The sequence below is a fragment of the Gemmatimonadota bacterium genome (assembly GCA_026706845.1).
In the GTDB taxonomy this organism is placed as follows: domain Bacteria; phylum Latescibacterota; class UBA2968; order UBA2968; family UBA2968; genus VXRD01.
In genome coordinates this window covers 1-14475 of record JAPOXY010000259.1, presented here as the reverse complement: position 1 = coordinate 14475, position 14475 = coordinate 1, and the positions used below count along the sequence as shown (strand labels likewise).

Below are 14475 nucleotides of genomic sequence, written 5' to 3'. Positions count from 1 at the left end.
CTCGGGTTCGGGTCTATCGGCCACCAGTACTTCGGTTGTCAGTAACAGACTGGCTATTGAAGCGGCGTTTTCGAGTTCAGACCGCGTGCCTTTGGTCGGGTCGGGCACGCCGGCTTGTATCATGTCTTCGTAGTCGTCTGTATCGGCATTATAGCCCAGGTTACCTTCGCCAGCGGCGACCTTTTGCACGACCAGCGCGCCTTCAACACCGGCGTTATTGGCGATCTGGCGCAGTGGCTCTTCCAGTGCCCGGCACACGATATCCACGCCGGTTTTTTCGTCACCTTCGACATTTTCACGCGTTTCGTCCAGGCCAGCTGCAGCGCGAATCAGTGCAACGCCACCGCCGGGGACAATGCCTTCTTCAACCGCGGCGCGCGTGGCGTGCAAGGCATCTTCAACGCGGGCCTTTTTTTCTTTCATTTCGGTTTCTGTGGCAGCGCCCACATTGATCACGGCTACACCACCGGCCAGTTTGGCCAGGCGTTCTTGCAGCTTTTCCTGGTCGTAATCAGATGTGGTTTCGTCGATCTGCCGGCGAATTTGTCCAACGCGTCCCTGGATATCGGCACTATTACCGCCGCCTTCGACGATGGTTGTGTTGTCTTTGTCAATGGTGATGCGTTTGGCTTCGCCGAGGTCTGCGGTGGTGGCATTTTCCAGTTTGAAACCCGCATCTTCGGATAAGACGCGACCACCCGTTAAGATGGCGATGTCTTCCAGCATTGCCGTGCGGCGGTCGCCAAAGCCCGGGGCTTTTACTGCGGCGACTTTCAATGTGCCGCGCACTTTGTTCACGACCAGTGTGGCGAGGGCTTCGCCTTCGATATCTTCGGCAATGATCATCAGGGGCTTGCCCGTTTGTGCGATTTTTTCCAGTACGGGAAGCAGGTCGCGCATTGCCGAGATTTTTTTGTCGTGAATCAAAATAAAAGCTTCTTCCAGAATGGCTTCCATGTTGTCGGCATCGGTGACAAAATAAGGCGACACATATCCGCGGTCAAACTGCATGCCTTCGACCACGTCCAGCGTGGTTTCGATGCTGCGGGCTTCTTCGACTGTGATTACGCCGTCTTTGCCCACTTTTTCCATTGCATCGGCTATCAAATCGCCAATGGCTTTGTCGTTGTTGGCAGAGGTAGATGCGACCTGTGCGATGTCTGTACGCCCCGCCACGGGTTTGCTCATGTCGTGTACCAGATTGACAGAGGCTGCCACGGCTTTGTCAATACCGCGCTTGAGGTCCATGGGGTTGGCACCGGCTGTTACATTGCGCAAGCCCTGGTGGAAGATCGACTGTGCGAGTACGGTTGCTGTGGTTGTGCCATCGCCAGCTACGTCAGAGGTCTTGGAAGCGACTTCTTTGACCATCTGAGCACCCATATTTTCATAGGGGTCTTCCAATTCGACTTCTTTGGCTACTGTGACACCGTCTTTGGTGACGGTGGGCGAACCAAATTTTTTGTCCAGTACGACATTGCGGCCCTTGGGTCCCAGCGTGACTTTCACGGTGTCGGACAACTGATCCACACCCCGTTTGAGGGCTTCTCGAGCTGCAACATCAAATTCGAGTTGCTTGGCCATTATTATCCTCCTGATTAAAACTAATGATTGGTATTAATCAATGATCGCTAAAATATCGCCTTCGGGCATGATCAAATAGTCTTCGTCGTCCAGACGGACTTCTGTGCCCGAATACTTGCCATAAAGTACTGTGTCGCCAGCTGCGACTGACAGTGCAATCCGGTTACCCGAGTCGTCGGGCTTGCCATCGCCAACAGCCACAATTTCGCCCCGCTGGGGTTTTTCTTTGGCTGTGTCGGGGATGATGATGCCGCCCTTGATCTGCTCGTCTTCTTCAACAGGTTTGACCAGCACGCGATCCCCGAGGGGTTTCACCTTCGCCATTGTTATAGCCTCCTTCTGCGAGGTGGTGTGAAAAGAAACGGATGATTGTTTTAGCACTCTCACCTGCCGAGTGCTAATGGGGCGGAGAATATATCAAAGACGATTCATATACGCAAGAAAAATAAAAAAATGGGACAATCTCGATGGAGATTGTCCCGGAAAAAGTGGTGATGTAGATTAATTATTTGGCATTGTAAAGCGCTTGAAAAGCGTTTATGTGGTCGCGCAAGGTTTGCGCGTTTTTCGGGTCTGTGGTTTGCTTGCACTTCATTGCCGTGCGTATAATTTTGTGCAGGGCTATTAGTTTTTCAGTATAGGCTTTTGCTGCCGTGGCATCCCCTTCCGCAGGTTCTGTGATCCGTTGCGCCAGGAAGTATTGTGCGACGATATCGCGAATCTGATCGGCATGGTGCTCTTTGTTGACGACCCACCGCACGATCTGGTTGTTGTTCTTTTCGCTTTCGCCCGATAATTTGTTGATTTCATTCATCGACTTTTCAATGGTGGTCACATTTTCCAATAGCAGAGCAAAACGACCCTCATCGCCATAGATCCCACACGGTATTTCGCAGTGCGCCCCGACCAGAACGGGTAGAAGGAATAAGGTCAGCAAAGAAGCAGTAAGATGTTTCATTTTGGTCTCCTTGTAAAAAGCGGTTAGCAAAAACCTTCTGGATTGCGGCTAAAAGCATGCCGCAATGACAAAGGCACGGATCGTGCCGTCCCGTCAATATAATACAAATCCGCCCGGTTTCAAAACCCCCACATGCGCATTGCCGCATCGGTTTTGATATTTATACCGGCCTCTCGGAGCGGTTCGCGACTGTCCAATAAAAAGCGTTTGACGGCTTCTATTCCCACGATGATACCCAGACCGGGTTCTACTACTTCGCGCTCTTCAACCGAGATGTGACCGAGCAAGTCGGGCGATAATGTCGCACCTTCGTTCAATTTTCGGTTGGGTACCAGCAAGCGGAATGTTTCAGTTGTGGCTCCGCGACAAAGGCCCACGAGTTCAAGATGGGGCAAGCCATCTCGCACGGCAACTACAGGCCCGCCACTGTAGCCTGCACGGATGGGCGCATCGACAAAAAACCGATCTTTGTCCTCGTCCAAACTCACTGTGCCCGCTGTGAGGCGTATTTTGTTTTTTGGATGACCCGCGATATAGACAAAATTGCCCCATTGCAGGTCCGATGTTTTGCCCAGTCGCAGGAGAAAAGGCACTGGTTTTTTCATCAGATGGGGAATGGTGAGTTTGAGTAAAGCCAGGTCTGCTTCGGGATTGAGGCGCACGATTTTTGCAGAGATGCTTTCGCCATCGCGATTGACCACATGCAATGAGGTGCTGATTTTAATGGAGATCCGTTCGAGCACATTTGTTTCCAGGCCTCGGGCGTCCCGCATAAAATACCGAATGGTATCCGGTGCTGTTACCAGATGTGCATTTGTCAGTGCAACTGCAAAATTGTATTGATTGGCCACGGATTGTCGTGAAATCACAAGCGCGGTGCCCACTTTGGAATAGGAATCGACGGTTTCGCGGATGCCATTTCGCAATAGCCGATAGCCGGTTGGGCTGTTTTCATCTGTTAAAGGCAAATGGAGCGGAAACCCCCTGTCATTCCTCATATCATGTGTGTAGAACACGTTGGTATATTGAGGCGTCCACACGACTTTTACGGTGGAAGCAAATAGGGTTTCAAATCCCGCACGGGCATCTTTTCGCCCGACGGGTACGCGATAATCGTATTCCCCATCGGGTGCCAGAACATATTGCGCGGCGCACCCCCCAAAGCACAGGAGGGCGATCAGGTAGTAGAGGTTTTGCATTGCTTTTTCGCGCCCTTTCCGTATATTTGCCCTGAGTTTTCCACAGCATTATAATAATTTCGTTCGCGCATTGCCACTATATCTCCCGCCTGTTTATCTGCCATCTATCTCATCTATTTGAAAATATGTCTGTCTCTCGCGATCAAGTACTGAATTTTGTGCGTCAACAACACAGGCGTCCGCTCAAAATCCGGGAACTTGCTCGCGCGCTTCGCGTTTCCGATCGGGCGTATTCAGATTTTCGTCGCCTTATTCGCGGCATGGTGCGCGATGGATCTCTCGTCAAGTTGCGCCGTAGCCGTTACGGCCTTCCGTCTGATCACAATCTCGTCGTCGGTCGCATCAGTGTCCAGTCCAGTGGATATGGCTTGCTCGCGCCCGAAGATGGCGGCGCAGATATTTTTATTGGTGCGAGATACATGAGGCGTGCGCGACACGGCGACCGCGCTGTGGCGCGTCTCACGCGCAGAGCACAGGGCAGCGACCGCGCAGAGGGCGAGTTGGTTCGCATTGTGGAACGCGCCGAGCAAACAATGGTGGGTACGTATGACGGCGCTTCTCTCGTTATTTCCGACGATCCGCGCATTCGCGCACGCGTTTATATTCCCGATGACCTGACCTGTGGCGCTAAGGCGGGACAAAAGGTGGTTGTGCGCCTTAAATATTCCTCACCTAATGCCCATCCCGATGGGCAGATTGTCGAAGTTCTGGGCAATGCGGACGATGCGGGTATTGAGACCCTGATTCTCATCAAAAAACTCGGCCTTCCTCTCGTTTTTCCTCAACATGTGCTCGAAGCTGTAGAAGCGATTATAGAAGATATTCCCGCAGAGGAAATTGACCGTCGTCTCGATTTGCGCGATCTGACCTGTTTTACGATTGATCCAGTTGATGCGCGCGATCACGACGATGCTGTGTCGCTTCAGGTTCTCGATGATCAGACCTATTGTCTGGGTATTCACATTGCCGATGTGAGCTACTATGTTCCCGAAGGCTCGCCCCTTGATCACGAAGCTCTCTCTCGTGGTAGCAGCGTGTATTTCCCCGATCGCGTCATTCCCATGTTGCCGGAGAGACTTTCTGCAAATATCTGTTCTCTACAGCCCGGTGAAGATCGACTTGCTCTGAGTGTTCTGGCGCAGATTACCCCCGATGGCGAGCTGATTGATGCCCAAATTGCAGAGACGGTTATACGCAGTCGGGCGAGTCTGTCTTATGAAGAGGTTCAGCAGGTGCTCGATGGCGATGGGGGCACGGCCAATCCCGCCGAATCGTATGCCGATGTTCTCATGTATATGGAGGCTCTGAGAAGCCGTTTGACAGAGAGACGCCTGGCAAGGGGTACGATTGATTTTGAGATTCCCGAACCGCGTATTGTCCTCGACGATCAGGGCCATCCCATTCACATTGGTCCCCGCGCCCGTTTGAATAGCCACCGCCTCATCGAAGAATTTATGCTTCTGGCAAATGAAATCGTTGCGCGGCGCATGGCCGATGGCGGTATCCCGATTCTCTATCGCGTCCACGAACCGCCCGACGGTGAAAAACTCGCCGAATTTTGCGATCTGGCGAGAACATTGGGGTATCGCCTTTCAAATCCCTCGCGGGCAGAAAATATCCAGGCGTTTCTCGCAAATTTCAAGGATGAGCCCATTGGTCATATTTTGAGTCATCGCCTGTTGCGCTCAATGAAGAAAGCGGTGTACACGCCCGTCAATGTCGGTCATTTTGGATTGGCTTGCGATACTTATACGCATTTCACGTCGCCCATTCGGCGCTATCCCGATTTGATTCTTCACCGGATTTTACGCGATGCGATTAACGATGATAGCACGCCCGGACAGATGGCGCGCCGCGCACGCCGATTGCCCGATATTGGGGATCTGGCGACGCAACGCGAGATCGCCGCGCAACAGGCCGAGTGGGATGCTATTCGGCTTATGCAAATTCTCTATTTGAAAGATAAGATGGGCGAGTGTTTTGATGCTGTTATCGTCGATGTGCGTTCTATCGGGTTTTTTGTTCAACTCAATGATGTACTCATCGAGGGCCTGGTTCACGTAAAAAATCTCTGGGATGATTATTATATTTACCACGAGTTGCAAGGCGCACTCGTCGGTGAATCCACGGGAAGGACTTTCCGGCTTGGGGATTCGGTTCAGGTACAACTCGCCCAGCTCGACCAGCAACGCCTGCGGATAGACTTTCACCTGCTGAAACACATCCCGAATCGCCGCAACAATCGCGCCAAACGCACGCGACATCGACGAAAATAACAAAAATATGTCGTGTGTGATCTGTATTTACAACACATTGTTTTTTAAAATTTTAAAAGATAGAACTATAATGATTAGTTTCGATTTTGGAAAAAAATTTGAACCTTTTTTATTTTTAGACATTAGAACCATACATTCCGAAAAAAGAAGTGGATAACAACATTCAGACAGGAGATACAACCATGTCAACATCCACACACCCTGAACCATCTCGAACCATATCTCTCTTTGCTCTGGCGTGTGTCTTCGCGCTGGTCTTCATGGCGTGTTCGGTCAGTCCGACCGAATCGGGTGAAGAAGGTGAATCCGGAATTCAGTATGGACTGGCAGATGAGGCTAAGGAGGCCCGAAGCGGAGTTGAGCTCGTCATGCGCTACGACAGTCAGCAAGAGATGTTCACGGGAACATTGACCAATACGACCAACGCGACTGTCTCCAATGTCCGTGTCGAAATCCACCTGTCAAACAGGGTTGAACTCGGTCCTACCTCCAGAATGAATATGACAGCAGGACAGACAAGTCCCGTCACACTTGAGGCCAACGGACAGAATTTTAACTGGTGGAGCGTACACGTCGAAATCGGTTCATCGGAACATTGACCTATGTTTTTGCGAATTGCCTCAAACCTTCTTTTTCTTTTTGTTTTCGCGCTCCAAACCGCCTGGGGTGCCAATACGAAGGATCTGCTTGAAGCAGATCGATTGAGTAAGCACCTCAAGGCGAAGGGCGACCAGAAAGAACATGTTGCCAAACACGTTTCCGCACTTCGCGATGTCGTGATTGAATATCAGACTGAACGCGCTCGCCGAACCAACGAAGCCCTTTTGTGGCAGGGCTATATTCCAAAGCTCAAGGATCTGAGAAGCTTGCGTCAGAGTGCTAATGACAGCGCCAGTGCCGTGTTTGATGCACTCAAAACTGCGCTTGATAGCAAGCAAATTGAACGCCTGGATAAGCTCATCAAAAAGGGCGATGTTTTTGCCATTCCCATTGCGGAATATCCCTATTACCACGTTCAAAACTCTCCGCTTTTTCCGGAGTTTTCGGGAAAAAAAGAGGTCTATAAACTCACCCTGCCTTCAGAGCCCGATCCAGATAATACCTGGACATATCCCCAATTGCTCAAGGTATGGACTGTGCGCAGCTTTATTCCTTCGGTGCGTCCCATAGATGATTTGCCACAGGCACCGAGTATTGCCGATCACCCCGATTTGCAATTCCGGGAGTTGAACGTTTCCGAACGCTATCGCGTCGTGCGTTCCCCGCTGCTCATCTCAGCGACACTGTACGTACCGGATCTCGTGCGTTCAGAGTTTGATATGTTGCAAACCCATTACGGTCCCGATAGCATTTCTGCCCAGGCCTGGGATGCGTATGCCAGCCAAAACCAACTCGGTGACGATATTCAAATTCGCTTAAAATTCAATACCATCTACAACAAGGCGTATCTCGATCTCAGTCGCTGGACGATTTATCTCGAAGACAGCGAAGGTATCGGGTATGAACCCGACAAAATTGAAGAGCGGGCATTTTATCCGCTCGAAGCTCTCCAGGTTTCTGTGCCGGGTAGAGAAATCGAAGTCACGGATGTATTTGGCACGTATATTTATCCCACTTATACGCCCGGTGAAAAAGTGCGCTATTTTGCAGAGCCACCCGTGAATATTACTTATGTGGGCAATGAAAAATTGCTTATACTCTATTTTTCCGCGCATACTGTTATGAAAACACCGGTTGTTTCGGATCAGACGAAGTACATCAAACTCATCGTGCAGTCCCACGAAACCGATTTTGGCCGCAGCGAACTGATGTGGGAGTTCAAAAAGCCCAAGTCTAAAACTCGCCCACCCAGGGATTAAGGATCATGCGTTATATATTCTTTTGTTTTCTCACGCTGCTCATCGGCTGTACAACAGCGCAGCAACCGCAGATTAGCTTGCGCGCTGTACCCAAAAAAGCACCCCCTCATCCCCATGCTGTCACGCACTTTTTGCGGGGGCGATTAGCAGAATCCGCAGGCCAACGCGATCGGGCTATTGAAGAACTGCAAGCCGCTGTGCGATACGACTCAACTTCTGCGACGCTCTACAGCGCGCTGGCTCGCAATCTCAATGCTATTCGGCGGTTCAAAAATGCGGTTGAACCCGCGCGGCGAGCCGTTCAAATCGATCCGAAAAATGTGCAAATTCGCTGGCTCTATTACGAAGCCCTCAGCAGGGGCTTGCGCGATACTACCAGAGCGATTGGCCAGTTGAATGCTATTGTGCGCCTTGCGCCGCGAGACCTGAATGCTTATCAACATCTTTTTCAGATTTACGAGGCCAGGGGGCAGCGCCGCAAAGTCATAACATTGCTCGATAGCATTGTTGCCATGCCCGGACTGATGGGTGCGCGCGAAAAGCTCTTTGCCGCTGAGACCTACCACCGGCAGCGCGCGTTTGACAAAGCAGCGCACATTTATCGCGATATCCTCAAAGATGACCCCAATAACGATGATCTCCAGTTTAAGCTGGGTATAACACATCTTTCTCGGGGCGATACACTATCTGCCGAACAAAATTTTCGGGGGATAATCGCGCGGCAAGATTATAGCGTTACCAGGGAGACCGTCCCTGTTTGGGTTCAGTTAGTACACATTTACAGTCACGAACCCTATCTCAATCGCCTCTTTGAGGAACCAGATGTCCGTCTGGTCGATCAGTTGGGCAATGTGCTTCTCAGAATGGTGAAGGGGCGTCGCGATCACGACGAGAAAATGCTATTTGTCGATATGGCTGAACGCGTTCTCAATCACCAGTTGCAAACCGATCCCAAAAATCAGACCCTGCTGGGCATAAAAGCCCGTTTGTTGCTCGATGCCAATCGTACGGCCGATGCGCGCAAAACCTATCGCCACGCCAACTTACAGGGTGAAAAAACCGAGTATCATCTCGGTATTGCCCGTTCTTACAGGGCCGAAGAAAACTGGGCAAGCGCGCAACAGATCCTGGAAAAGCTCCATCGAGATACGCGTCCTGAAAGCGAGTATTACGATCAAGTCGCGTTTGATCTCGCCCGCGTTTATTTGCGCCAAAATGAAATTGCCCAGGCGCGCACGATCTATCAACAGGCTGTGGCCGCGAGACCTAAAAATACGGGTTTTCGCTACGAATTGGCACGCACATATCTTTTTGATCGCAACTGGGAGAAAGCCATTCCCCTGCTGGAGCCACTCGTCGCCGATACGGAAGATAATCCCGAATTTTTCGAGCATGTGCTCTTTGATCTGGGACGCAGCCTCGAACGAGCGGGACAGTTCGATCGCGCGGTCGCAGTATTTCAACGTCTTTTGGCACTGGATCAGGATCACGCAGATGCCAGCAATTATTTGGGGTATATGCTCGCCGAGCGCGGTGAACGCCTCACCGAGGCAAAAAAGTTAATTGAACGCGCCCTGAAGATTGACCCGGAGAACGGCGCTTATCTCGACAGTCTCGGCTGGGTCTATTATCAGCTCAAACAGTACGAAAACGCCGCGCGTTGGCTCGATCGCGCCCTCACCGTTGAAGAAGAAACCCTTCGCCAAACTGATCCCAATTCCCCGATTATAGATGGTCTGCGCGAGAATCTGGCGGTTATTCACGAGCACGCGGGCGATGCAGCTCAAAAAATGGGTGATCTCGAACGCGCGAGCTACCATTATGAACGCGCTATAGAATTTGATCCCGATAACCAGACTCTGCGGGAAAAATTCAAAAATCTTTCCAGAGATGCGAGTTCTTCCGAATAGACGACCCCGCCCCAATGCACAATCCTAAATATCTCCTTATTCTCCTCTTTCTGATCGCTGGCTGCGTCGCCAACCGCCCCGCCCTTTTGCCGCCTATTACCTCTTCAGCCGAATTTTTCGATCTCACTGCTACCCGCTACGACAGTTTGCTCAGTCAGGAGGTCCGCGCCAGCGTTGACCTCACGATTGATGGGGTGCGCGAACGCAGGGCTTCTGCGCTTGTGCGCCACCGAGTGCCTTCAGATCTCAAACTCGTGGTTGGCGGTTTCGGTACTGTGGTCATGGCCGCGCGTGCCCAGGATGATACGCTGCACGTTCACCTGCCCCGCGAGAATCGCTATCTCGTGGGTCCTCCCGAAGATGTGCTCTATGTGCTCACGGACGTCGATCTGTCCTATTATGCGTATGATCGCGCTATTCTGGGCTTGCCCAATCTCTCCCTTCTGGATGCCTCTCGCGTGGTGCGCTTTGAATCTGGGGAAAAACATATTTTTCTCGAGTTGCAATACGATCTTTATTTGCGCCGTCTCTGGATTGAGGCTGGTACGGGTTTTTTGCGCGAGGAGAGGGTCTATAACGCCGATGGACAACTCGTATCGGCACGCATGCTGTCCGATTATCGAATGGATGGCGGTTTTGCACTGCCCCGACGTATCGAGATTCGGCAGGGTGAGGATGTCATTCTCATCCAGGTCAAATCGCGCGCCATCAATACGGGACTGTCCGACGAGGACTTTGTTTTGTCCGTGCCCAGAGATGCCATACGTCACGATATTCAACGATGAATAATGTGATGCGGATAATAAAAAGAGCACTGGTTCGCTATAATCAGTGCTCTTTTATTTTTTGCAAGGTGGAACGCGCCTGTTACTCGTCCAGGGTGCTCAGGCTGATGGTGGGACCGAAAAAGAGGGCGTTGGCAAAGAGTTTTTGGGTGCCGTACCAGTAGGCGCGGAAGGTGGGGTTGTCGAGCATGAGTATGACGCGGCCATTGCCCTGTTTGGCGACGAGGGTGGATGCGGTTTCGGCGATGTAATTGCGGTTTCTTTCAGAGATATAACCCGCGAGCAAGGGCTGTTTGGCGTATTGCAAGGGGGTGGCATAAGGGTTTACGGGTTTGATAAAGAGTGTGCCGCGCCGAAAGACTGGCAGGCTATCGCTGCGATACCCATAGGCGAGGGGATGGGTGCGGTCCAGGTAGGTCTGAAAGATAGCACCGCCAATAATTTGTGCTCCCCGATCACTGGGTGCATTGATATAAGTTTTGCGTTCGCTGCGATTTTCTCGATGTCGCTCGACGAATTGGGCACTGGCGAGTTTGGAATTGATGGCCCAGCGAACCGCACTGTTGAGTGCAATGAGTGTATTGCCCCGGTGCAGCCACTGTTTTAAGGCGTTGACGCCGGTAGAGTCGAGGGCGCTATAAGATCCGCCTGCTGCGATTACTGTATTATAGCGATTGAGGTCTATATCGCGCACATGGCTGGCGTCTATGAGGCTGATGCCCATATTATAGCGCTGGTCTAATAAATGCCACACTTCACCTGCGTTATAGACATCGGCGCCTTTGCCTATTAAAAGGGCTATTTGAGGTGTTTTGAGGGGGACAAACCCCGGGCTGCCCAGGTCAATACCACTGTCGGTCTGTCCGGTGGAGACGGCAAATACATCGAGGGCGTCTTCGAGGGCGATTGTTTGCATGAGGTTCCGAATTGTTTGCGGATCATTTTTTTGAATGCCCATGGGGATGAGTATGGTGCCGTAGTCAAATAAGCGCACATTCCCTGAGTCGGCCACAGAGGGGATGCGCATGCGAAATTGTCGCGAGGCTACTTTGGCTCTTATCCCGGCTTTTTGCAGGCGGTAAAGTGCGCGCGGTGCGTAATGTCCATTCCATTCAAAGAGGTACGCATAAGCCCCCTGTTCGCCAATATAACCCGTCTGTGTATTGACCGCTGAGTTGAATACAGATAGACGGCCACGAGGAAATTTAGACGGCGGCAACAGGTCGCCAATAAATTCCTGGGATGACGATTTGATCTCGACGAGGGGCATGTTAAATGCCAGGGGCAATGTCCAGGCTGAGACATCGTAAAATAAGCTGTCACGAAAGGTGGTGCGGCGTTCAAACAGGCTGGTGAGTAAGCGGTATTGGGGTTGCGCGGTGGGAATGATATAGGCCGAGCCGGGCGAGAAGGTCTGACCGCCGATGCGCATGGGGCGCGCGAGGTCGTAGATCTGTATGTGGTGCTGCTGGAGTATGTCGATAAAATGATGGGTGCGCGCTATGTCGTCCGGATCGCCAAAAACATAAGCTTTGATGGCGGCAGCCCCGGCTTCCCGGGATGCGGAGATGTAAAAATCGCGCTGATGCGATAGCAGTTCGGTGCGCAGTTCACGGGCTGCCTGGAGCGCTGATAGGGCGGTTCTTACCTGATTGCGTATGGCAAAGGGAAAGGAGATCGGTCCGTGAATGCTTTCTTGTATGAGTCCGCGGGCGCTGGCTTGCTCAAAGAGAAGGCCCACGCCGCCATTGAGATCGGGATAGGTCGATCCTTTGCCGATGTAAAAGTCGTCGAATGACTCCCGCGTGTAATATAGTGTGCCGATTTTATCGAGCGCGCTGACGTGGCGTTTGGCGATTTCAGCGGTGAGTTCATAGGTGCGTGCCGGTGTGAGGGGATTGTTGCGCGAGGGTATGCCCGGTTGAAAAAAGTAAGTGGAATTGGTGTTCATTTCATGGTGGTCGGTGAGCATGTTGGGCTTCCATGCCTGGAATATTTCAATCCGCCCCCTGCTTTCGGGATGCTGGATAAATACCCAGTCGCGGTTGAGATCAAACCAGTAGTGGTTGGTGCGCCCACTCGGCCAGATTTCTCGATGTTCCCGGTGCTCGGGGTCGGCAACGAGTTGTTTGCTGCGGTGCATATTTGCCCAGTGTGCAAAGCGGTCAAAGCCATCGGGATTGGATACGGGGTCGAGCAAGATGACGGCGTTGGCGAGGAGGTTGTCTATGGCAGGACCTTGCGCCGCTGATAGATGATATGCAATTAATGGCGCGGCGTTGCCTCCGCTGGGTTCATTGCCGTGGATGCTATATCCCATGTACACGACTACGGGCATTGTGTTGATGTCGAGCGCGGATGACTGGTCCGGGTTTGTGAGTCGCCGGTGTTGTGTCTGGATGGCGGCGAGGTTCTGGTGGTTTTGCGGCGATGTGATGGTGAGCAACAATAGGGGCCGTTGCTGGTGTGTTTGGGCATATTGTGTGAGGACTATGCGGTCGGAGCGCTCGGCCAGTGTGTGCATGTAGTTCGCGATGAGGTCGTGCCGCAGGTGCCAATCGCCAATCTGAAATCCGAAAAAGGCTTCGGGTGTGGGGATGTCGGGATTGTAGGTCGTGCCCTCGGGCAGGTAATAGCTGAGGTCAACGCGAGAATGAGCCGGTGTATTCAGTCCGATTAATGCGATGAGGATGATCAATAGGCGTGTCATTGGATGCCTCGTTGTGGGGTGAGAGGACATAACAAGGAAAGAAATTATTAGAAAAAGTCAAATGAGAAGGGTTGGGTCCTTTAAATCAGTTTATTGCCTTGATCCACGGGAGTCATTTTTTTAAAGACCAGTTATTGTAAAAAAACAAATTGCATTCAAAATTAAAATATTTTATATTTTTGTGAAACTTTTTTGTCTAAAATGGTGTCTAAAACGAAAAAAGGAGAAAAATGCGTAAAATTATTGAAAAATGTCCAGCCTGCCAGAATGATGTGATTGTCACCCGCATTCGCTGTACGCAATGTGAATGTGAGGTTATCGGAGAGTTTCAGCCCACGATTTTTAACCGGCTGACGCCCGAAAACCTGACTTTTGTCGAGACATTTGTCCGATTGCGCGGCAATGTCAGAGAGATGACGCGCGAACTCCGCGTGCCCTATAGCACGATTCGCAACCATCTCGACGATGTGATTGCAGAACTCGGTTTTGTAACGGGAACACATCCCGAGGTGGAAAATTTGTCCACTGCGTCCCAGCAAGAGGTTCTCGACCGTCTCGAATCCGGTGAGATTTCAGTGGAGGATGCAGCGGAAGAACTTAAAAAGAGAGGATAAAGAAAGGAGTATATCGTGAAAGAAGAACGCATGAAGGTTCTCGAGATGATTCAAGATGGAAAAATAACGGCAGAAGATGCCGTGAAATTACTCGATGCGCTCGGAGATACTGCAGAAGAACCTCAAGGTCAAGGTGAAGGTCGCCAGCGCAGACGCAATGGAAGTCGTCAGCGCCAACGCCGACGCAGACGCTCTGGCGGCGCAGATATTCAGGTTGAGGTGCAAGAACGTATCCGCGAAGCGCAAGAGACTCTGCGCGAGGCGATGCCCAGAGCCAGACGCGCGGTGCGCGAGGCGATGCCCAATGTCAATCGCATAGTGCGTGAGGCCACGCGCTCAATTCCCGATGTGGGTGAGATTGTTCAGGAGGCGATGCAAACAGCATCTGAAGCCTTTTCACAATGGGCGGAAGATGGCGATAGACGGTACCCTGAAAAAGCGGTGCGGCAATTTGTTGAAACAACGCCGATCCAGGTCTCTGATCGCCTATCTGTGCGGACGCCAAAGGGCCATATTACCTCAAAAATTTGGGATCGCGATGAGGTCCAGATTGACGCAAAAATCTCGGTTTGGGGAACTG

At 51.6% G+C, this 14475-nt stretch carries 12 protein-coding genes; 7 read left to right on the top strand and 5 right to left on the bottom strand.

The features are described from left to right. The 4 genes from groL to OXG87_22765 form a co-directional block, all read right to left on the bottom strand. The coding region (groL, locus tag OXG87_22780) for a chaperonin GroEL (GenBank protein ID MCY3872380.1) at nucleotides 1–1584 on the bottom strand (1584 nt) is incomplete at its 3' end. A gap of 33 nt (nucleotides 1585–1617) precedes the next feature. After that, nucleotides 1618–1908 (bottom strand): co-chaperone GroES, encoded by a 291-nt coding sequence (groES, locus tag OXG87_22775; GenBank protein ID MCY3872379.1) that lies wholly within the window; start codon nucleotides 1906–1908, stop codon nucleotides 1618–1620. Nucleotides 1909–2089: 181 nt separating this feature from the next. Then, the gene (locus OXG87_22770) at nucleotides 2090–2542 is read right to left on the bottom strand and encodes a superoxide dismutase (protein ID MCY3872378.1); all 453 of its coding nucleotides are present in this window, start codon (nucleotides 2540–2542) and stop codon (nucleotides 2090–2092) included. A gap of 119 nt (nucleotides 2543–2661) precedes the next feature. Further along, complete coding sequence (locus tag OXG87_22765) at nucleotides 2662–3741, bottom strand: serine protease (protein ID MCY3872377.1); 1080 nt, start codon at nucleotides 3739–3741, stop codon at nucleotides 2662–2664. Between the two features lie 125 nt (nucleotides 3742–3866). On the opposite strand from OXG87_22765, the gene rnr reads away from it, so the two are divergent. The 5 genes from rnr (at nucleotide 3867) to OXG87_22740 (ending at nucleotide 10571) form a co-directional block, all read left to right on the top strand. After that, the gene (rnr, locus tag OXG87_22760; protein ID MCY3872376.1) at nucleotides 3867–6017 is read left to right on the top strand and encodes a ribonuclease R; all 2151 of its coding nucleotides are present in this window, start codon (nucleotides 3867–3869) and stop codon (nucleotides 6015–6017) included. Between the two features lie 182 nt (nucleotides 6018–6199). Continuing rightward, nucleotides 6200–6616, top strand: a complete 417-nt coding sequence (locus OXG87_22755) for a hypothetical protein (GenBank protein ID MCY3872375.1) — start codon at nucleotides 6200–6202, stop codon at nucleotides 6614–6616. A 102-nt stretch (nucleotides 6617–6718) separates the two neighbouring features. Next, nucleotides 6719–7876, top strand: coding sequence for a hypothetical protein (locus OXG87_22750; GenBank protein MCY3872374.1), 1158 nt, complete (start codon nucleotides 6719–6721; stop codon nucleotides 7874–7876). A gap of 5 nt (nucleotides 7877–7881) precedes the next feature. Beyond that, nucleotides 7882–9786 carry a tetratricopeptide repeat protein gene (locus OXG87_22745; protein MCY3872373.1) on the top strand — a complete coding sequence of 635 codons (1905 nt, stop codon included), beginning with the start codon at nucleotides 7882–7884 and terminating at the stop codon, nucleotides 9784–9786. 14 nt (nucleotides 9787–9800) lie between these two features. Further along, nucleotides 9801–10571 carry a DUF4292 domain-containing protein gene (locus tag OXG87_22740; GenBank protein MCY3872372.1) on the top strand — a complete coding sequence of 257 codons (771 nt, stop codon included), beginning with the start codon at nucleotides 9801–9803 and terminating at the stop codon, nucleotides 10569–10571. A gap of 82 nt (nucleotides 10572–10653) precedes the next feature. On the opposite strand, the gene OXG87_22735 is transcribed toward OXG87_22740, so the two are convergent. Further along, entirely contained in the window at nucleotides 10654–13281 is a 2628-nt protein-coding gene (locus OXG87_22735; protein MCY3872371.1) for a M14 family zinc carboxypeptidase, read from the bottom strand. 230 nt (nucleotides 13282–13511) lie between these two features. Here OXG87_22735 and OXG87_22730 point away from each other — a divergent pair, with 230 nt between their 5' ends. Continuing rightward, nucleotides 13512–13895 carry a DUF2089 domain-containing protein gene (locus tag OXG87_22730; GenBank protein MCY3872370.1) on the top strand — a complete coding sequence of 128 codons (384 nt, stop codon included), beginning with the start codon at nucleotides 13512–13514 and terminating at the stop codon, nucleotides 13893–13895. Between the two features lie 15 nt (nucleotides 13896–13910). Next, nucleotides 13911–14475: hypothetical protein (locus OXG87_22725; GenBank protein ID MCY3872369.1), on the top strand; the 565-nt coding region annotated here is incomplete at its 3' end.

What these genes read in the sequence shown, in the direction of transcription:
- OXG87_22740 (MCY3872372.1), top strand. Translation starts at nt 9,801, where the DNA reads ATGCACAATCCTAAATATCTCCTTATTCTCCTCTTTCTGATCGCTGGC.
- OXG87_22730 (MCY3872370.1), top strand. Translation starts at nt 13,512, where the DNA reads ATGCGTAAAATTATTGAAAAATGTCCAGCCTGCCAGAATGATGTGATT.
- OXG87_22755 (MCY3872375.1), top strand. Translation starts at nt 6,200, where the DNA reads ATGTCAACATCCACACACCCTGAACCATCTCGAACCATATCTCTCTTT.
- OXG87_22735 (MCY3872371.1), bottom strand. Translation starts at nt 13,281, where the DNA reads ATGACACGCCTATTGATCATCCTCATCGCATTAATCGGACTGAATACA.
- rnr (MCY3872376.1), top strand. Translation starts at nt 3,867, where the DNA reads ATGTCTGTCTCTCGCGATCAAGTACTGAATTTTGTGCGTCAACAACAC.
- OXG87_22745 (MCY3872373.1), top strand. Translation starts at nt 7,882, where the DNA reads ATGCGTTATATATTCTTTTGTTTTCTCACGCTGCTCATCGGCTGTACA.
- OXG87_22765 (MCY3872377.1), bottom strand. Translation starts at nt 3,741, where the DNA reads ATGCAAAACCTCTACTACCTGATCGCCCTCCTGTGCTTTGGGGGGTGC.
- groES (MCY3872379.1), bottom strand. Translation starts at nt 1,908, where the DNA reads ATGGCGAAGGTGAAACCCCTCGGGGATCGCGTGCTGGTCAAACCTGTT.
- OXG87_22770 (MCY3872378.1), bottom strand. Translation starts at nt 2,542, where the DNA reads ATGAAACATCTTACTGCTTCTTTGCTGACCTTATTCCTTCTACCCGTT.